A 19710-nucleotide genomic window follows, 5' to 3' on the forward strand; every position below is an offset into this window, starting at 1 on the left:
GGTCGGGGCGTCATGGCAGGAGGGCCACGCCGACCGCTGGAGGAGGTGCGGCGCCGTTCCGTGGCGACTCGAGAGTGTCGGAGACCTTCGTGCAGACCGTGCGCACCTCGCAGCAGATCAGCCAGGACGTCATCGCGTACATGGAGCCCGCGCTGCGGGCGGCGGTGGCCCGGCTCGACGAGCCGGTGCGGCGGATGACGGACTACCACTTCGGGTGGGTCGACGCGGAGGGCCGTCCGACGTCTCCGGTCGGGTTCCGGCGGCGGCCCGCGCTCGTCGCCCTGCTGTGCGCGGGCAGCAGCCCGCAGGCGTGGGACGCGGTCCGGACGGCGGCCGTCGCCGGCACGCTGATGTCGGCCGCCGGCACCGTCCACGACGACATCATCGACCGGGAGATGCGCCGCAAGGGCCGGCCGACGCTCTGGACGGCGTTCGGCGAGCCGGCCGCGATCCAGGTCGGGGTGGCCCTGCACTGCCTCGCGTTCGAGCTGCTCGCGGAAGAGGGCGACCGGGTCTCCACCGAACTGATCGTCCGGGCCGCCCGTGCGATCCGGGAGTGCTGCTCGGGACAGGTCCGGGACCTGGAGTCCGAGGGCTCCTCGCGGATGAGCCTGGACCTCGCCCTGGAACTGCTGGAGAGCACCATCGCCCGGCCCACCGCCGGGGTCTGCCTCGCCGGCGCCCTGGTGCGGGGCGCCGGCGAGGCGGAGCTGGTCGCCTCCGAGCGGTTCGGCCACCACGCCGGGATGGCCATGGCCTTCTTCGACGACTGGGAGGGCGTCTGGGGCACCTCCCGCGACACCCTCGAGGACCCGCTGGCCGACCTGCGGCGACGCAAGTGCCGGGCGTTCGCGGCCGTCGCCCTTCAGTCCGGCGGACCGGCCCGCGACCAGCTCGCCGCCTTCTACGACGACACCTCCGAGCCCGACCTCGACCGGCTCCGGCAGGTCGCCGACCTCATCGAGGAGTGCCAGGGCCGTGCCTGGCTGGAGGCGCGGATCCGGGAGCACATCCGGCTGGCCCACGCAGTCCTTCCGCAGGCCGTCCCGGACCCGGTGGCGCAGGCCGAGCTCGGCGCGTTCGTCGCCGCCATCGCCGACGAGCTGCCCTGACCGTCGCACCACTGGGGCGGTGGCACCGGCCCGTCCTGCGCGCCTGCCCCGGCTGATCACTCGGGGGGCGTCGCCGCTGCCGGCGGGCCGGTCGGGGTGACGAAGGATCAGGGCGTCGTCCGGTGTGACGGGGAGCGCCCGGTGGCCGAGTGCGGCGGACCACCACGGGCCGTGCGGGAAGGCGACCGGGATCCGGGAGCGCTCGCCGACGGTGTCGAACGGCCTGAGGGCGTCGTCCGCGTGCGACGACTCGCGGCCTGTGGTCGGGTCGTGCCGGCGGGGCCGCTCGGCCCGGGACGTCGACGCGGCACCGGCCCTCGACGCGGCCTCCCGACCGCGGTCCGGTCCGCGGCAGCGCCGAACGGCGACTGCCCCGTCGCGGAGCTGCTCCGGGTGGCCCCCGTGAGTGGTGATCGGATCCCCGCGCACGCAGGCTGGTCAGTGCCCGTCCGGACCACGCGGCGGGCACGTTGACGCGTCTCCCGGTCGAACCGGACGGGACGTCAGAGGGACGGAATCACATGGTGGATCAGGGAGTCGGTCCGGGTTGCCCGCTGCCCGTTCGCGGGACCGGAGGGTCGGTGCGAAGGTGGGCGCAGCACCGGTACGCGCGGGGACGTTCGCGGGGTGCGCCGGCCGGGGCGGCAGTCGTCGCGGGCGTTCTCGCCCTGCTGGGTGCGGCGGGGCCGGCGTCGGGCGGTGCCGTGTCAGCACCCGTCCGTGAGGCCGTGTCAGTGAGTCCGGCGCGGTTCGTGCCCGGTGCCTGCCCAACGACGGCGGAGCCGGTCCCCGGGCGGTGCGGGTTCCTGGAGGTGCCCGAGAACCGCGAACGGCACGGCGGGCGGACGATCCGGCTGGCCGTCGCGATCATCCCGGCCTCGTCGGCGGCCCCGGCCGCCGAGCCGGTGGTGTTCATGGAAGGCGGTCCGGGCGGCGACGCGTTCGGGAGCATCCCGTTCCTGGTCGGTTCCGGAGTGAACCGGGACCACGACCTGATCGTCATGGCGCAGCGCGGCACGCTCCACGCGCAGCCGAACCTCGCCTGTCCCGAGATCGACCGGTTCACCGCGGATGCCGTGGGGCTGGTCTATGACGCGCCGTCGACCGGGCGGCGGCTGGTCCGCGCGGCGAAGGCGTGCCGGGACCGTCTGACCGCCGACGGGGTCGAGCTGAGTGCCTACAACACCACCGAGAACGCCGCGGACTTCGCGGACCTGCGCAAGGCACTGGGCGTCAGGCAGTGGAACGTCTACGGGTACTCGTACGGCACCGACCTCGCCCTCACCTATCTGCGCCTGCACCCCGAGGGGATCCGCTCGGCGGCGATCGACTCGGTCGCGCCTCCGCAGATCGTGAGCCTGCCGTGGACGTGGGACAGCGCCCGGGAGGGGATCGGCGCGATCTTCGCGGCGTGCGCGGCCCAGCCAGCGTGTCGGAGCCGTTACCCGGACCTCCCGGACGTGCTGACGGAGCAGGTCCGCCGGCTGGAGGCGCACCCGCTGAGGCTGGCGGCGCAGCCGCCGGCGGGCGGCGACCCGGTGCAGGTGGTCCTCGACGGGGGCGCGCTGGTGAACCTGCTGGTCGCCAACGCGGTCAAGGCCGTCGACGTCCCGGCGGCGCTCGACGAGCTCGCGCACGGCAACCCCGAGCGCTTCGCCCGGGCCCAGGCCGCCGGTGCGACGCCCGTCGTCGGCGAGTTCGCCCACGGCCTGACGCAGTCGGTGGCCTGCAGCGAGTGGGTGCCGGGCTTCTCGGAGGCCGACGTGCTGAAGGCCGGGCGCCGGGCCTTCCCCGGCTGGCCGGACACGGTCCTGGCCCAGGCACCGCAGCTCCCCTTCGAGCACGACGTCTGCCGCGTCTGGAACGTCCCCGACCGCACGGCCGTCCAGCGGGTGGCCACCCGCAGCAAGGTGCCGACGCTCATCCTCTCCGGGACCTTCGACGCGAAGACCGGGGCGAGCTGGGGCCGGTACACGGCACGGACGCTGCCCCGTTCGACCGCCGTGCTGATCCCCGGGATCGGCCACTGGGTGGTTCCCCAGTCGCCCTGCGCGCAGAGCGTCCTGGCCTCCTTCCTCGCGAGTCCGACGGCGCCGGACACCGCCTGTGTGGCAGGACTCGCCCCGCAACCGTTCACCATCACCCCTGAGCCGGAGACCCCATGATGTCCGTCCGTCCACCCCGTCACCGCCGCGCCGTGCGACGGCTCCGGACCGCACTGGCCGGCGCCGCGGCCGGTGTCCTCCTGGTCGGCCTCGCCGCACTGCCCGCCCGGGCCGAGGCCGGTGCGGACTCGCCGCTCGGCACGGTCGCCCGGACGGCGGGCCACGCCCGCTTCACCCCGGGCCCCTGCCCGAGGACGGCGGACCCGACTCCGGCTCTGGAGACGGCCCGCTGCGGAACGCTCACCGTGCCCGAGAACCGTGCCCGGCACACGGGCCGGAAGATCACCCTCGCCGTCGCGATCGTGCCCGCCACGCACAGACGGGCGCCCGACCCCATCGTGTGGCTCGCCGGCGGTCCCGGCGACGACGCGAACTCCGAGATCCAGCTGGCGCTCAACGGCGGACTGAACCGCGACCGGGACGTCATCTTCATGTCCCAGCGCGGGACCTACTCGGCCGACCCTGCGCTCACCTGCCCGAACATCGACCAGTTCAACGCGGACGCCCTCGGGCTCGTCTACGGTGCGCCGTCCACCGGGCGCCGGCACGTCGCGGCGACGCGGACCTGCCGCGACCGGCTGGTGGGCCTCGGCGCCGACCTCGGCGCGTACAACAGCACCGAGAGCGCCGCCGACTACGCGGACCTGCGCGTCGCACTGGGCATCCGGCAGTGGAACGTGTTCGGTATCTCCTACGGCACCGACCTGGCGCTCCTCTACATGCGCCTGCACCCGGAGGGTCTCCGGTCGGTCGGCATCGACGGTGTCCTTCCGCCGTCCCTCGCCAGCGGGGCCGTGACCTGGAAGGCCGCACAGGAGGGCTTCGACGGCATCTTCGACGCCTGCGCGCAGCAGCCCGCCTGCAACGACCGCTACCCGCACCTGAAGGCCACCTTCGAACGCCTCGTCCGTCAGCTCGAAGCCCGGCCCGTCACCACCACCGTCACCGTGCCGGACAGCCCGGACCCGGTGAAGGTCGTACTGGACGGCGGCACCCTGGTGAACTGGCTGACCTTCGCCAGCCACCTGGCGGCCGGCGTGCCCCGCTCCCTCGACGAGCTGGCCCACGGCAACCCGCAGCGGATCGCCGAGCAGCTGGCCGGCGGCAAGCTCAGCCCCCAGGCCTTCGGCAGACTCTCGCACGGGCTCGCCTACGGCGTCTTCTGCAGCGAATGGACACCGTTCGAGAGCGAGGCCGACGTGCTCCGGGCCGGGCGGCGCGCGTTCCCGTCGTTCCCCGACTCGGTGCTGGCCAACGCTCCGGGGCTGCCCTGGCTCCACGCGGACTGCCGCGCCTGGGACGTCCCCGCGGCCCCGCGTTCGGTCCGGGACGTGACGCGCAGTGACATCCCGAGCCTCGTCCTGTCGGGCGGCTTCGACTCCCAGACCGCACCCAGCAGCGGACCGTACGCCGCCCGCACACTGAGCCGGTCCACCGAGGTCACCGTCCCCTACGTCGCCCACGTGGTCTTCGCCGACTCGCCGTGCGCCCAGTCGATCACCACCTCGTTCTTCGACACCCCGGCCACGCCTGACACGGGATGCCTCGCCGGCCTCCAGCCGCCGGTCTTCGACATCGCGCCGTGACATCGACCGACCGGCAGACCGGCCGATCACGAGGCACGCACCGGCGGGCGACCGCCTGCCGGTGCGTGCCGCCGCCCGTCCTCGGACGAGGCGAAGGATGCCCCTCGCTCCCCCGAGTCGTCCCGGCTGCGTCCCACGGTTGACACCGGGCGGCACGGCGCGGGCACACGGACGACGTGGGGCACTCCCCCACCCGTCGTGGAACAGGGCCGTGCAGGTCGGCGTCCCTCCGTGAGTCCGCAAGATCGACTTCGCTGCGCGCCGCTTCGCGCCGCGAGACTTTTTGCGTGAGCTTTACGTTCCGCGCGCGGGTGTCGGAGGGTGACCGGTTCGGGACCTCCGTCCCGGCCACGGAACGGTCCGTGGAAGCCGCCGGGTCCGGAACGAAGCCGTTGTCCGGCATCGGCCGCCGCTCCCGCCCCCTGGCTCCGACAGGGCGTCACCACGGCCCTGCTGCCGCTGTGTAGTCGAATCGCGGCTCCGGCGCCCACTGAGCCGGTCGTGCGCTCGCGGAACGTTTGCCGGTCGTCACCGGCGGCAGGAAGCTGGGGGTATCGGCGCGGCCGCGCCCCTGAAACCTGTCGTGTGCCGGTGGCGAACCCCTCTGCCGCCCCGCGTTCGTCCCCGTGCGCATCACGTGCGCGTTCCCGGGCGCGTTCCCGAGCCCCACGAAATGCGGGCCGCGGCACGAGCACGCGTGAGCCCGCAGCCATGACCGTGCACCCTTCAACCTCCGTTCCCCCTCCCAGGAGGTGTCCCATGAGCAGGACCCGCCACGTCAACTGCGTCATTCCCCCGTACATTCTCGAGAAGCTCCTGGAGAGCGACGACAGGCAGGTTCGCCAGGCCGCTCTGGACACCCTGCTGACCACGGCCCGTCTGCGGGGCGAGCGGGCGGTGCGGGCGTCCTTCGCCGCGGCCGCCTCCGCGAACGGCCGGCGGACCGTCTTCGACTGCGAGCAGGGCAGGTTCCTCCAACTCGCCGTCCTTGCCAGGTCGGAGGACGGGCCACCGGCCACGGACGAGGCCGCCAACCGTGCGTTCGACGCCCTCGGCCTGACCCGCGACTTCTACCAGGAGGTGTTCCAGCGGAATTCCATCGACGACCGGGGGATGCGCCTGGACGGCTACGTCCACTTCGCCGTCAAGTTCAACAACGCGTTCTGGGACGGACGCGAGATGGTCTTCGGTGACGGCGACGGCGTCAAGTTCGGCGACCTCACCCGTTCCCTCGACGTGATCGCCCACGAGTTGACGCACGGCGTCACCGACTTCACCGCGGGCTTCGAGTACCACAACCAGTCCGGGGCCCTGAACGAGTCGATCTCGGACGTCTTCGGGACGCTGGTCAAGCAGTGGTCGCTGAAGCAGTCGGTCGAGGAGGCCGACTGGCTGATCGGGACCGAGGTGTGGACCCCGGGCATCGACGCCGACGCCCTGCGATCGATGAAGGCCCCGGGGACGGCCTTCGACAACGCACAGTTCGGCCGTGACCCCCAGCCGGACCGCATGAGCAGGTTCGTCCACATGCCCGACACCGAGGAGGGCGACCACGGCGCCGTGCACTACAACTCCGGCATCCCGAACAAGGCGTTCTACCTGACGGCCAAACGGATCGGCGGATTCGCCTGGGAGGCCGCCGGGCTCATCTGGTACGAATCGCTCAAGGTCTCCCAAGCCGACTTCCAGTTCCAGGACTTCGCGGACACCACGTACCGCAAGGCCGGGGAGCTGTTCGGCGCCGGCAGCACCGAGCAGTCGGCCGTGCTCGCGGCGTGGCGCGAGGTGGAGGTCCCGATCAGCGGCATCCCGACCGGGGTCGCCCGGGCGCGGAGCCTCGCGGTCGACGGAAGCGACGGTGCGGGCCGGGAGGACGGCGTGGCGGCCCTCGGCCGGCAGCTGTCGGCCCTGAGCACCCGGGTGGCGGAGCTCGCCGACGACGTGGCGGCACTGAAGAGGGCGAGGTGATCACCAGGGCTTGCCGCAGGCCGGTCCTCGGGCGATCGTGACGGCAGGACCGCGGCTCGACCGACGGGGAGGTTGTGCGCAGTGAAGGTGACGCTGGCGACGTACGGCGGGCAGGCGGCGGTGGCCGACCCCCGCCTCCCGCCCAGAGAGCTGGACAGCGACGCCCTGCCCGGGAACGCCGCGGCGGAGCTGTCCCGGCTGGTCGCGCAGGCCGTTGCGGCGCCGCAGGAAGGCGGGGGCGGCCGCGCCGCGGATGCGATGAGCTACACCATCACGGTCGAGGACGGTGCCCGCTCGACGGTGCTCACGCAGTCGGACGCGGCCATGTCCCTGGCCTTCGCGGCCCTGCTCACCTGGCTGGAGAAGTACTTCGCGAAGCGGTGACACCGGTGACCCGGTCCCCGGTTCGCACTCCTCCGGGCCCGGAGGCTTCACCGGCCCCGACCGGCACCACCACGGAGGCGGCCCCGGGCGGGGACCGCCTCCGCCGGCCGGAGGGATCAGCAGGTCAGGGGATCAGCAGGGGAAGGTCGCGCTGTAGAGGGCGTGTCCGGAGGAGGAGCTCCCGGAGCCGAAACCGTAGTTGCCGTCGTCGCTGAGGACCGCCTCGCGGAAGCCGTTGACGCAGGTCGAGGTCGGCGCGATCGCGAAGCCCTCGAGGTTGTCGGTCGGCACGACGGTCGGGTTCGTGTAGGTCACCTCCGGAACGATGGCACCGCCGGTGTCGACCTTGAGGAACGTGTGCGTCTCGCCGCAGGTGTTGTCGCAGGTCGCAACGATGCGCTGGGTCCCGGCGTCGTACATCACGTCCATCACGGAGGCCTTCCCGGTCGCGATGGTGCCGAACGTGGTGAACGTGCCGTCGGAGTTCAGGCCGTAGACGTGCAGCGAACCGTCCCACTCCAGGCCGGCGAAGAACAGGCCCGACCCGTGCAGGGGGTAGTTGGCCGGGTTGTACGCGGAGCCGGTCAGCGGATCGACCCAGCCGTTGGCGGTCAGCCAGCTGTCCGGCACATAGCCGACGCCTTCGAAGCCCAGGTTGGCGTCGTCCTTGCTGCCGGTGTTGAGCTGCGGGAACTGCGAGGTCATGTCCCACTGGTGGACCGGCGTGAGCGTCGAGCCGGTCGCGGCCGGGTCGAACTCCATGATCGTGTCCTTGGGCACCGTGTTGTTGGTGTTGTCGCGCTCGGAGGTCACGTAGACGTGGCCGTTGGCGCCGACCGTCAGGCCCTCGGAGTCCGGCTCGCCGGAGCCGCCGGCGAAGCGGATCTGCTTGCCGGTCGCGCTCCACGTCGCGTCCGGGATCCACTTGCCGCCGCTACTGACCAGCTTGTACAGCCAGTTCTTGTTCTTGGCGGCCCACAGCACCGACGGGTTCGCCGGGTCGAACGCCAGACCGCTGACGTCACGGCCCTCGGGGCCGGTGGACGTGGTGAACGCACAGACGTTGTCGGCGATCGTGACGTCCAGCCCACCGGGCCACGCCAGGGTGCCCGCCGGGGTGGAACCCGTACCGGTGGGCGCCTCGGGGGCGCATCCGCTGGTCAGCGAGCCGCCGCCGCCCAGCAGCTGGCCGGTCTGGCCACCGCCGCCACCGCCGCTGCCCGAGCAGGAGTTCGCGCTGCCGGGCGTCGCGGTCACGGCGGTCCGGAACCAGCCGGCGCCGTTGGCGCAGCGCTCGTCGGACGGCCTGGCGCCGTCGGTCGCCCAGGTCACCGAGTCGACGGTGTTGCCGTTGCCGTCGAGGAGGAAGACCGAGTCGTTGTCGCCCAGACCGAGGCTGGAGTTGAACGTGACGTAGCCGCCCGCGGGGATGCTGGTCGCGCTCGGAGAGGAGGACGAGACCGTCACCGGGGAGTGGGTGGTGTCGCCGTCGACGTACTTCCACGACCCGATGCCGACCGCGCTCGTTCCGCCGTTGTACAGCTCCACGGTGTCCGAACCGTTGGAGGTGACCTCGTTGATCCGGATCCGGCTCGCCGCCGGGATCGACGACGGGCAGCCCGCGGCGTTCGCGGCGCCGAACGTGGTCGCCGCGGTGGTGGTCACCCACGCACCGGTGCCGTCGCCGCCGCAGCGCGCCATCGCCGGCTTCGCCCCGTTGGTGGCCCACTCGACCCGGTCGACCACCGTGCCGTCGGCCGTGTAGATCACCAGCTTGTCCGAGTCGCCCAGTCCCTTGGGCGAGTTGAAGGTGACGAAGCCGCCGGCCGCGATCGTGCTGGAGGACGGGCTGAACGACTGCGGCGCGAAGCCGTCGTCGGACATCTTCCAGCCGCTGATGCTCACCGCGGTCGAGCCGGTGTTGTACAGCTCCACCGTGTCGTTGTTGGACGAGGTGACCTCGTTGATCCGAACGTTCTGGTAGCCGGCAGGATCGGCAGCAGCCGCGGGCTGCGCGGCGACCATCCCGGTGACGACCAGTCCTGAAAACGTCAAAGCCGCGGCGCACACGGAGGCGACGCCGGCACGCGAGTGTGAGGTAGGCACGAGGCCGAACTCTGGCGACGGGACGTGGAGAGGGCGTGTACTGCGGCTGAATGTCACCTGCTGGCCACCGGAACGCTCGGCACGCGCCGTCCCTGGCGCATCGTCCTGCTCGCCCGGCCCCGCCGGCCGGGGCGGGACCCTCGGCCACGGCGCACCCGACGGTGGAACCCGAGCGGCGACCGCCGCAACGGACCGCACCGGATCAGAGCAACGCCCGCACGAGCTCGGGCGCGACCGCGACGGGGACCCGGGCTCCGTCGTGGAAGCCGGTGAGGTCGGGTGGGAAGACTCCCGCGAGACCGCCGTCCACCGGGGCGGGCTCCAGGCCGAAGTGCACGAAGCCGGCCGGGGCCCGGGGTTCGCGAACGGCCGCGTGCTGAAGCCGGTGTCCTCGGCGGAGGCGGCAACGGCCGCGAGGTGGGCGGCCTCGACCGGGCCGTGGTCGCTGACCGCCTCCTCCGCCCCGACGCAGGCACCGCGCTCGTCGCGGTCGGCAGGGGCGTATGTGGTGACCCGGTCGACGTAGGGCAGCACGTCACGCCCCACGGCAGCAGCAGGCGTCGCTGTCGCAGCCCGGCGGCTCTCCGGGGGATCCGCTCCCCCGTGTTGGCCGCCACCCGGCACGGCCTCGGGAGGCGGAGACTGCGGGTCGGGCCGAAAGTCATTTGCATGCGGACTCCGAGCCGCCCAGAATGCCGCCACTATGACGCTTCAACACGAGATACTCGAGACCGCGTTGGCCCGGATCACGGCCGGCTACGTGTTCCCCGAGCAGACGGCCGGCATCGATGCCGCGATCCGGCGCCGATGGGCCGACAGCGCCTACGACGGCCTGGACGAACAGGAGTTGTGCGAGCGGGTCACCGCGGACCTGCAGGAGGCCTGCCCCGACAAGCACCTGCGGCTGCTGTGGAGCGAGGAACCCCAGTCGATGGACCAGGAGCCCGAGGACGTCGCCCGGGCACGCTTCGAGGCCTACAGCCGGGACAACAACTACGGCGTCCGCAGGGTCGAGCAGCTCGCCGGCAACATCGGCTACCTCTCCCTGAGCATGATTCCCCCCGCCGAGCTCGGCGGTCCCGTGTTCGCCGCGGCCATGCAACTGGTCGCGGCCACCGACGCCCTGGTGATCGACCTGCGCGGGTGCCGGGGCGGCTCGCCCGAGGGCGTGCAGCTGTGGTGCAGCTACTTCTTCCCCGATGACGAGGTGCACCTCAACGACATCTACGACCGGGCCAGCGACTCCACCCGCCAGTACTGGACCGTCGGCCACCTCGCCGGCCCGCGCTACCTGGACCGCCCGGTCGCCGTGCTGACCGGCAGCGTCACCTTCTCCGGCGGCGAGGAGCTGGCGTACAACCTCAAGGTGCTCGAGCGCGCGACCCTGGTCGGCGAGACCACCGGCGGCGGCGCCCACCCGACCTCGCGCATTCCGGTCTCCCCGCACGTCACGGTGACCGTGCCGACCGCCCGCTCGATCAACCCCGTCACCGGCACCAACTGGGAGGGCGTCGGCGTCCGGCCGGACCTCGCCGTCCCGGCCGACCGGGCCCTGGAGGCGGCCCTGGACTACCTGCGCGAACAGCTCGGCTGAAGCGGGATCAGGCCGCCGCCCCGGGACGACCTGGTCGGACGGGCCCCTCACGGCCCGATCGGCCCGGGCCCGCCCCTCCGGCTGCCAACGGCGGCGCGGCGGCCCCTGGCCGGTGCGGGGCCGTCAGACGTCATCGGGCCCGGCCGAGACCGGTCAGAGGTGCCCTGCGAGGGCCCCGCGACCCGGGGGAGGGCTCCCGTGGCCTCACTCGTTGCGCGAGCCCTCCGCGGGTTCCCCGGCGCATCGGACTGCGGTGGGCCGTTTACGATGACCGTGTCATGGTCACATTGAAGGTGCTCGGCTCGTTCCGGGTCGAGGTCGACGGCCGCCCGGTCGATGCGGGTGGCCGGCTCGCCCGTATGGTTCTGGTCCAACTGCTGCTCGCCGGTGGCGCGGTCGTGCCCACGGAGCAGATCGTCGAGCGGCTGTGGCCGACCCGCGTCCCGTCGAGCTCCCAGGCATCGCTGCACGCCTATGTCGCGCGGCTGCGGCGTGTCCTCGAACCGGAACGGGCACCGCGGGCGCCCGCGCGGCTGCTCGTCAGCGCACCCTACGGCTACGCCCTCGCCGTTGACCGGGACGCGGTGGACGCCTGGGTGTTCGAGCGCCGGGTGGCGGCCTGCTCGGGGGCAGGCATGCCCGCGCACCTCGCCGCCGAGGGCTTGGCCGAGGCGCTCGCCTCGTGGGGCGGGCAGCCGTACGAAGAGTTCCTGGACGAGCCGTGGACCGCCGCCGAACGCGCCCGCCTGGAGGAGCTGCACCGTTCCGCCCGGGAGCGGCTCGCCGCCGCACGGCTGGGCAGCGGGCAGGCCGCGCAGGCACTCGCCGACACGCTCCTGCTGACCCGGGAACAGCCTTTGCACGAGGAGGGCTGGCGGCTGCTGGCCCTGGCGTTGTGGGCTCGCGACCGCCAGGGCGATGCCCTGGCCGCGCTGCGGCAGGCCCGGCGCATCCTCGGTGAGGAACTCGGCGTGGAGCCCGGGCCCGCTCTCCTGGAGCTGGAGCAGGCCCTGCTGCACCAGCGTCTGGACGTGCTCCGGCTGGCGACCGGGGCACCCGCCGTGGCCGCCGTGCGGACCGAGCCGTCCACCGCCGCGGCCGAACGGCGCGGTCCGGTGGCGACCGTCGGAGGCGGGACGCCGACCGCCCTGGTGGCGGACCGGCTCCTGGGCCGTGACGAGGAGCTGGCCGGGCTCGCCGCCGCGGCGGACCGGGCACGGGGCGGCCGGGCCCAGGTGGTCCTGGTCTCCGGCGAGCCCGGTATCGGCAAGTCCAGTCTCCTGGAGGCGGCCGTCCGCCAACTGCCGCAGCAGGGCTGGCTGGCCGGGTCCGGGCAGTGCCCGGAGACGGAGGGCGCTCCGCCCGGCCGGGCCTGGTTCGACATGCTGCCGGGTCTGGCGGAGGCCGCGGCACCGGGCCCGTACGCCGACGAGCTCGCCCCGCTGCTGGCTCCGGGCACCGCGAGCGACTCCGCGCAGCCGGACGGCAGCCCGGCCCGCCGTTTCCGCCTGCACAGGGCGCTGCTCGGCTGGCTCCGCGACACCGCGCGGCGGCGACCGCTGCTGATCGTGCTGGACGACCTGCACCGGGGTGACCAGGAGAGCATCGAGCTCTTCCTGCTCTGCGCCGAGCAACTGCGCGACGTACCGCTGCTGCTGGTCGGCTCGTACCGGACCGGCGAGGGCGACCTGACCGGGGCACTGGCGCGCCTGGCCGCCTGCTCGCCCGTCCGGATGGCGCTCGGCGGCCTGTCGGACGCCCAGGCCAAGGAGCTGCTGCGGCGCAGCGCGGCCGACATGAGCGAGCGGGCCGCGGTGGCCCTGGCCGAACGGGCCGGGGGGAACCCCTTCCACCTGCACGAGAGTTCGCTGCTGCTCGCCGCTGAGGGCGAGCAGCAGGCGCTGGCCCGCGTGCCGCAGGGTGTCCAGGACGTGCTGCGGCGGCGGCTCGCCCTGCTCGCGCCGACCGTCACGGCCGGGCTGCGGCTGGCGGCCGTCGCCGGACGCGAGGCGCCGGTCGCCCTCCTCGTCCATGCCGCGGACAGCGATGCCGAGCAGCTCCTCGACGCCCTGGACGCGGGTGTCACCGCCGGGCTGCTCACCGAGCCGCGTCCGGGCACGGTCCGTTTCAGCCACGCCCTCGTGCGGGACGCCCTGGAGGCCGACCTCACACGTCTGCGGCTGGCCCGGATGCACTCCCGGCTGGGCAGGAGCCTGATCGCGCTGGGCTCGGACGACGTCGCCGCCACGGCCCACCACCTCCTGCAGGCGGCCGCGGTGGTGACCGCCGACGCCGGGCCCGCCGTCCACCATGCGCGGCTGGCGTGCGAGCAGGCGGTGCGCCGCTACGCCCCGCAGAACGCCGAGGCCCTGCTGAACGCGGCTCTCGGGCTCCTCGCCGATCATCCGGCCGCCTTCGCCGGTCAGGACGCGGCCCTGTTGCGGGTGATGCTGCTGGGTCAGCTGGTGGACTGCCGGATCCGGATGGGGGCCGTGGTGCCCGCCCGCGAGGCACAGCAGCAGGCCGTGGCGGTGGCCCGTGCGGCGGGCCGGGCCGACCTGCTGACCGCCGCCTACACGACGTGGACCGAACCGACGCCGTGGCGTGTCCGCGCGTACGACGCGGCGTCCGACCCCGAGGCCGTGGCGGAACTCGGCCGGCTGCTGGAGAGCCCGAATCTGGCCGACCGTCAGCGGTGCCTGCTCCTCGACCAGCTCGCCGACGCCCTCGACGACACCGACCCGCGCGCCCTGGCCGTGGGTCGCCAGGCCGTGGAGCTCGCCCGGTCCGTGGGCGAGCCCCGGCTGCACGGCCTGACGCTCACCTCGCTGCTGCGCCGGGTCGACTGCGACCTCGAACCCGGCGTCTACCGGGAACTCCAGCGGGAACTCGCCGAGGTCGCCGACTCCCAGGACAGCCCCGAGTACTCCTGGATGAGTGCCTACACCGCGGCCCGGATCGCCGCCGGCCGCAACGACCCGGCCGAGATGGAGCGGTGCCTCGGCCGCGCGGACGACATCGCCCGCACCTACGAGCTCCAGGGCGCGTTCGCGGTGGCCAGGCTGCGGCATCCCATGCTCGCCATGGCCCGGGGCCGCTTCGAGGAGGCGGAGCAGGCCATGGGAGCGGCGGTGGACGCGCTGCGGGCACGGGGGGCCGTGGATCTCAACGGCCTGGCCGCCCTGGGCATCGGCTGCATCAGGCTGCAGCAGGGACGACTCGCCGAGATGCTGCCCGTGCTGCTCGCGGTGTGGGAGCAGTACCAGCCGCTCAACGAGGCCCTCACCGCGCTCGCGCTGCTGGACGCGGGCCGCCCCGGACAGGCCCGGGACGTCCTCGGCCGAGGTGTGCCGCTCCGGCGCGACTTCGCCTTCTCCGTCCTGGCCGAGCTGCGGGGCGCGGCCGCCGTCGTCTTCGACGACGAGGCCCTGGCCGCCGAGGTGTACCGGGAGCTGCTGCCCCTGCGCGGGCTGGCGGGCGGCGCGAGCACCCTGAGCGTCGTGTTCCGGCCCGTCGCGCAGACCCTGGGCGAACTGGCCCGGTTCCTGGGCCGCCCCGAGGAGGCCCGGGACCACTTCCACGAAGCCGCGCGGGTGGCGTCCGCCTGGGACTCCCCCCACTGGGCGGACGCCGCCCGGACCGGCCTGGCCGGCCTGCCGCCGGAGCCCGCGTAGCGGGGCGTCCCGCACGGCAGGGGCTGCCCGGTCCGGGACGGCGGTCAGTTCGCCAGTTCGGCCAGGAACGCCGCGGCCAGGTCGAGGAACTCCTCGGGCGAATCCGTGGTCAGCTGGAGGTCCACGAGCACCTCGTCGGTCTCCGCCTCGCACATCACCCGGAGGTGGTCGCAGATCTGGCGCACCGTCCCGCGGTGGTAGGTCTCCTCGGGGCCGGCTTCGGCCGTGGTGACCTCCGGGTTCACCCGGAACACCCGGCGCAGCCCCGCCGGGTCCCGCCCCGCCCGCTCGGCGGCCCCGGCGGCCACCGCCCACAGGGCGCCGAAGTACGGCAACGGCATCGAGGCCGCCAGCCAGCCGTCCGCGCGCCTGCCGACCCGCTCCAGGGCGGGCGGGGTGAACCCGCCCAGCAGGATCGGCGGCCTCGGGCCCTGGCGGGGTTTCGGGAGGACGGTCGACTCGGGCACCGTCCACAGCGGGCCGGTGTGGGCGACCGTGTCCGACCGCCAGACGGCATCGAGGACGTCGAGGGTCTCCTCCAGCCGCTCGCCGCGCCCCCGCCAGGGCACCCCGGCGGCCTCGTACTCCTCGCGCATCCAGCCCAGCCCGAGACCCACGTCCAGACGTCCGTGGCTGATCAGGTCGAGGGTCGTCAGCGCCCGGGCGAGCACCACCGGCGGATACCACAGGGCGTTGAGCGTGCTGCTGCCGAGCCGCACCCGTTCGGTGGCCGCGGCGGCCACCCCCAGGGCGAGCAGCGGGTCGAGGTGGGTGGCGTACCGGACGGGCATCGCCTTCCCGCCCGGGTAGCCCTCGGGCGGGGTGAGTGGCGCCAGCAGCCGGTCGGCCGCCCAGAGGCTGTGGCAGCCCAGCGCCTCCAGCGCCGCGCACATCACGGCGGTGCGGTCGGGATCGGCGAACGGGCCGAACTGGGGGACGGAGAATCCGATGCGCATCGGTGACGGTTCCTCGATCGGTACGGGCGGGTCGGACTGTCGGTTCCGGGCCCTGGACGGGCGGCCGGACGGGAGGGCCACGTCAAGCGGTCGTGCGCGGGCCGCGGACCCGGTCCGTCTCGCGGCGGTACTGCCGCTGGCCGAGGAGCTTCCACAGCACCCGGGCCGGGACGGGCAGCCGAGCGAGGAACTCCCGGCGCTCCTGTGGCGACGTGTCCTCCAGGATGGCTCCCAGGGCGATCATCAGCCGGTTCCGGGGCGTCTCGGCGAGGCCCCGCTCGCCCACCGCGTGCCACTGCTCCTCGTTCACGTGGAGCGCGACCAGCGGCATGACCTCCCGCTCCTCCTCGTCGAGGTGGGCGCACAGCTGCCGGTGGTGCCTGCGCAGCGCCTCGGTGAGCTCGTCGCGGTCCTCGGGCAGGGCCCGTGCCTGCCACCGCTCCATCAGGCGCTGGACCTCGGTGATCCCCTCGGAGAGCTCGCGGTGCTGCGCCTCCATCGCCAGGACCTGCTCGGCGTCGAGGTCCAGGTGGGGCAGCAGGACCGGCCAGAGCATCTCGTCCTCTCCGGTGTGGTGGGCGTGCAGGCCGATGGAGTACAGCCGCCAGTGCTCGGCGAGGATCCGGGAACGTGCGGTGTCGCCGGGCCGTACGTCCTGGACGAGCTCGGCCAGCAGGCGCGACTCGCGGCGGAACACCTGGTGGATCATCGCCATCTCGCGGGTGTAGGGGTGGAGGGTGGAGTCGGAGTTGTTGCTCGAAGTCATGACACCCAGTCTCCGCAGCCCGATTGCACGGCACTTGCAGCCGACTTGCTTCGACCGCCCGCGCGGGAGGAGGGGGCCCGGTCCACGGGAGGACCATGTCTGGTCGCGGCGACCGCGCCGGGCCTGATGACGCGCTCCGGTGCAGGCTCTGTGGCGGCCCGGTGCCGCGGCTGCTCGACCGAGGGGTGGCACCGATCCGCGAGCGTCTCCCGGACGGCGTCGGCCTCGGCCTACGGCGCGGCTTCTCACGGTCGACCGCGCTCGGCAGCGGCTTCGTCCTCAGGTGCCACGCATGAACGCGGTCACCACCGCGGCATGGTCCTGCGGGTGCGTCACATGAGGGATGTGACCGGCGCCCTGGAAGGTGTTGCGCCGTGCGTGCGGCAACACCGCGGCCAGGCGGTCCAGTACGGCACCGAACCATGCCGGGCTCTCGCTGCCGCGGCTGAGCAGCACCGGCGCCGTGCAGGCGCCGAGCCCGTCGAGGTCCAGGAGGGCCCAGCCCGGATCCTGCTGTTCGTCGAGCCAGGTCTGCGCGTGGGTGACGATGGTGTCCCGCAGCGGCTCGGGCATCGTCCCCCAGGCGCCGGGGCCGGGCGCGATCTCCTCGACGAACAGCTTCGCGCCCGCAGCGTCGTCGCCCTCGCGCAGCAGCTGCTTCGCCTCCTCGATGGCCTCCGTCACCGTCCGCATCTCCGCCACTGCGACGGCGTCGTCGAGAACGAGCCCGGCCAGCGGGGGTTCGTGAAGGACGATCCGCCCGAACAGCTCCGGGCGGCGCGCGGCCAGACCCGCCGTGATCGAGGCGCCGAACGAGTTCCCCGCGGCATGGGCCGGCGCCAGGCCCAGTGCCTCGATCAGTGCTGCCAGGTCGTCCTCGTCCTGTGGCCGCGTGCCGGGGCCCGGCACCAGCCCACTGCGGCCGTGGCCCCGACGGTCGTACGCCATCACGCGGAAGGCCCACTCCAGTCCGGCGTCGACGGCCGGCTGCCACGGGCGGTGGTCGTTCCACGAGCCGTGCACCAGCACCAGCGGCTCGCCCTCACCGGTCTCCGCGTAGTGCAGCAGCACGTCACCGACACGGACTCAGCCACGGCAGCACCCCTTCGAGGCGGGCTCCGGGCCTCCTCGGCCTCGGGACGACCCTGTCGGAAGCCTTCCGCAGGCACACCTTCCGCCGGCCGCCGCGACACGCCTTCGGCGAATCCGGACGGACCGGACGGACCGGACGGACCGGCTCGGGGCCGTGTTCCGACGCGTGGGGGGAACAGGGCCTGGAGGGGCGTGGGTCGTACCGCCTGCGGGGCCTGGATCGGCGCGCGGCGATTGCCCGGGGGAGGACGGGCCGTCGGCGCGCCCGGGCGAGGGCCTGACGCCCCGCGCGTCGAAACCGCTCACCGCCCTGATTGCTCGCGCGTCGAAAGACGGCCGGAGGTGCAGTGGTGGAGTCCGGCAGACGTTGCCGCGGGTGCCGAGCGGGCGCGCGCCGGTTCCGGACGGGGTGCAGGGCCCGCTGGGGCGCTGTCGGCACCGCGTCCGGTCAGGGGCGGCCGGGCGGCGGGATGCGGGCCACGAGTTCCTGGGCGACCTGTGTCAGGTCTGCGGTGATCTCGTGCGGGACTTGCTGCTGCCCGCCGGGCTGCCGGGGCCCCATGAATGCGTCGATGACGGGGGCCAACTCCTCGCACCGCCCGTAGGCCTCCGCGACCTCGTGGAAGATGAGGACGGTGCCCTCGAGGGGGTCCAGCCACCCGCCGACGATCTCGGTGGCCCACCAGCGGGCGAGCGCCAGCCGGCTCTCCCAGTAGTCCTCGGGCGGGTGGAAACCGAAGCCGAGCTCCTCCATTACCTGGCCGAACAGGTCCGAGGCCTGGTCGTGCTCGAGGCGGTTCAACGCGGCGAGGTGCAGCAGTGACGGTGTGTCAACGCCCGCGATCAGCGCACGGAGTGCGGCTTCGATCAGAAGCTCCGGGTCGACACGTCGGCCGTCGACCCAGGAGTGGGCGATCTCCCGCAGTTCCCGCACTGCCTCTGCGGCTGTCTCGGGACCTGTCTCGGGGGCTTCGCGCGTCGACATGACAGCATGCTGCCAGCCACCGCAGGCAGTCGGAAACGGATTTCCGCGTCGCGCCTCCCGCGACGTGGCCGGGCAGATGCCTCAGGATCCGGGGCGGACGGGGGTCGTCCTGTCCACCGTTCCGAAGGCCGGCCGAAACGAGGAGGACCGGGCCGAAAACGAGGAGGACCGGGCCGTGGGTTGCCGGTCCTCCTCGGGAGGCGTTCAACGCCTGCGGGGCTTGTACGGCGGGCGGTCAGCCCAGGTCGTGGACCCGCTTGTACTCGAGTGCGTAGGCGAGCTTGCCGGGCTTGGCGTCGGAGTACGGCTTGCTCAGCTTGTCGAACTCGCCCTTGTCGGCGGCCTTGCCCGCGTTCCACTGGTCCAGCGCGTCGAGGTCGGCGGCGGTGAAGCCGCTGTCGACGACGGCGTCCTTCGGCAGCGCGGTCATCGCCTGGGTCAGGCCCTTGACGGTGGCCAGGTAGCTGCCGAGGTCGTTCGGGTTCCAGTCGGACAGGTCGACCGGGTGCGCGTCGCGGACCCAGCCGCCCCAGTAGAACTCCTGGAACGGCAGGTCGTTCTGCGTGTAGCCGATGTCCCGGCCGAAGTAGAGCAGGCCGCGGTACTTGTCGTCGCCGAAGTTGGCCAGTCCGACGCCGGTCGGGAGCTTGTTCACCGCGACCGGGTCGCCCTCGGGGTCGCGCAGGTACACCCACTTGTGCGCCTGCATCTGGTCCCAGAACGCCCGGCGGGTGAGGTTGCTGAAGTTGGCCAGCACCCGCAGTCGGACGTGCAGGTCGGCGCCGCCGTCGGGGGTCTCGTAGAACGACGTGAGCGTGTGGTGCCCGTCGGTGAGGAACGGCTCGCCGTGCGGGCCAATGACGACCGTCTTCATGGGCGCGATGCTGTCCGCCGTCTCGGCGCCGACGGGGAGCCGGCAGGTGAAGGAGGACGGGTCGTCCAGGCGCGCGCCGGGCAGGACGTTCACCGCGTCGACGCGGCCGTCGGCCTCGCACCAGTCGCTGAACTTCTTGTTGATCGCGTCCTTGCCGAGTGTGTAGCGGCCGAGCTTGTAGTACACCTCGTCGTAGCCCAGCGAGGGCTGGGTCGGGTGGACGTCGCCGATGCGGACGTCGAGCAGCTCGCCGGGCTCGGCGCACAGGTACTGCGCGAACGGCGCGGAACGGTTGTCGTGCCGGCAGAACGAGGGCCGGGTACCCGGCGCGCCGGGGGCGGCGTGTGCGGCCGGCGCGGCCACGACGACCGCGACGACGGCTGTGCCCAGCGCCGCGGTACGGCGGGACGGGGGTCTGAGTCGCATGGCACTCCTCGCATCGGGGCGG

Annotated in this window: 13 protein-coding genes; 7 read left to right on the forward strand and 6 right to left on the reverse strand. The window is 73.4% G+C overall.

Features of this window, described 5'->3' with window-relative positions:
• Positions 1 to 74: 74 nt before the first annotated feature.
• From KSNIM_RS01340 to KSNIM_RS01360, 5 genes are all read left to right on the forward strand, one after another.
• The gene (locus tag KSNIM_RS01340; protein WP_263101334.1) at positions 75 to 1112 is read left to right on the forward strand and encodes a polyprenyl synthetase family protein; all 1038 of its coding nucleotides are present in this window, start codon (positions 75 to 77) and stop codon (positions 1110 to 1112) included.
• Between the two features lie 812 nt (positions 1113 to 1924).
• Positions 1925 to 3277, forward strand: a complete 1353-nt coding sequence (locus KSNIM_RS01345; RefSeq protein WP_263101335.1) for an alpha/beta hydrolase — start codon at positions 1925 to 1927, stop codon at positions 3275 to 3277.
• Positions 3277 to 4863 carry an alpha/beta hydrolase gene (locus KSNIM_RS01350; RefSeq protein WP_263107793.1) on the forward strand — a complete coding sequence of 529 codons (1587 nt, stop codon included), beginning with the start codon at positions 3277 to 3279 and terminating at the stop codon, positions 4861 to 4863. The genes KSNIM_RS01345 and KSNIM_RS01350 overlap by 1 nt, the downstream gene beginning before the upstream one ends.
• Positions 4864 to 5622: 759 nt before the next feature.
• Entirely contained in the window at positions 5623 to 6831 is a 1209-nt protein-coding gene (locus tag KSNIM_RS01355) for a M4 family metallopeptidase (protein WP_263101336.1), read from the forward strand.
• An 81-nt stretch (positions 6832 to 6912) separates the two neighbouring features.
• The gene (locus KSNIM_RS01360; protein WP_263101337.1) at positions 6913 to 7215 is read left to right on the forward strand and encodes a protealysin inhibitor emfourin; all 303 of its coding nucleotides are present in this window, start codon (positions 6913 to 6915) and stop codon (positions 7213 to 7215) included.
• Positions 7216 to 7347: 132 nt separating this feature from the next.
• Here the strand turns inward: KSNIM_RS01360 and KSNIM_RS01365 are convergent, their stop codons facing one another.
• Positions 7348 to 9270, reverse strand: coding sequence for a lamin tail domain-containing protein (locus KSNIM_RS01365; protein ID WP_263101338.1), 1923 nt, complete (start codon positions 9268 to 9270; stop codon positions 7348 to 7350).
• Positions 9271 to 10024: 754 nt separating this feature from the next.
• On the opposite strand from KSNIM_RS01365, the gene KSNIM_RS01370 reads away from it, so the two are divergent.
• Both KSNIM_RS01370 and KSNIM_RS01375 read left to right on the forward strand, forming a co-directional pair.
• Entirely contained in the window at positions 10025 to 10915 is an 891-nt protein-coding gene (locus KSNIM_RS01370) for a S41 family peptidase (protein WP_263101339.1), read from the forward strand.
• A 278-nt stretch (positions 10916 to 11193) separates the two neighbouring features.
• A complete protein-coding gene (locus KSNIM_RS01375) occupies positions 11194 to 14589 on the forward strand; it encodes an AAA family ATPase (RefSeq protein WP_263101340.1) in 3396 nt (1131 codons plus the stop codon).
• 44 nt (positions 14590 to 14633) lie between these two features.
• Here KSNIM_RS01375 and KSNIM_RS01380 read toward each other — a convergent pair whose 3' ends face one another.
• The 5 genes from KSNIM_RS01380 to KSNIM_RS01400 all read right to left on the reverse strand — a co-directional run bounded on the left by KSNIM_RS01380 (position 14634) and on the right by KSNIM_RS01400 (position 19688).
• Complete coding sequence (locus KSNIM_RS01380; RefSeq protein ID WP_263101341.1) at positions 14634 to 15545, reverse strand: TIGR03619 family F420-dependent LLM class oxidoreductase; 912 nt, start codon at positions 15543 to 15545, stop codon at positions 14634 to 14636.
• An 82-nt stretch (positions 15546 to 15627) separates the two neighbouring features.
• Positions 15628 to 16311, reverse strand: a complete 684-nt coding sequence (locus KSNIM_RS01385; RefSeq protein WP_263101342.1) for a hemerythrin domain-containing protein — start codon at positions 16309 to 16311, stop codon at positions 15628 to 15630.
• Positions 16312 to 16590: 279 nt separating this feature from the next.
• Positions 16591 to 17382, reverse strand: coding sequence for an alpha/beta fold hydrolase (locus KSNIM_RS01390; RefSeq protein ID WP_263101343.1), 792 nt, complete (start codon positions 17380 to 17382; stop codon positions 16591 to 16593).
• Between the two features lie 469 nt (positions 17383 to 17851).
• The gene (locus KSNIM_RS01395; RefSeq protein ID WP_263101344.1) at positions 17852 to 18388 is read right to left on the reverse strand and encodes a hypothetical protein; all 537 of its coding nucleotides are present in this window, start codon (positions 18386 to 18388) and stop codon (positions 17852 to 17854) included.
• Between the two features lie 235 nt (positions 18389 to 18623).
• Positions 18624 to 19688 carry a ParB/Srx family N-terminal domain-containing protein gene (locus KSNIM_RS01400; RefSeq protein ID WP_263101345.1) on the reverse strand — a complete coding sequence of 355 codons (1065 nt, stop codon included), beginning with the start codon at positions 19686 to 19688 and terminating at the stop codon, positions 18624 to 18626.
• Between the last annotated feature and the right edge of the window lie 22 nt (positions 19689 to 19710).

The sequence above is a fragment of the Kitasatospora sp. DSM 101779 genome, from assembly GCF_025655475.1.
Classification (GTDB): Bacteria; Actinomycetota; Actinomycetes; order Streptomycetales; family Streptomycetaceae; genus Kitasatospora.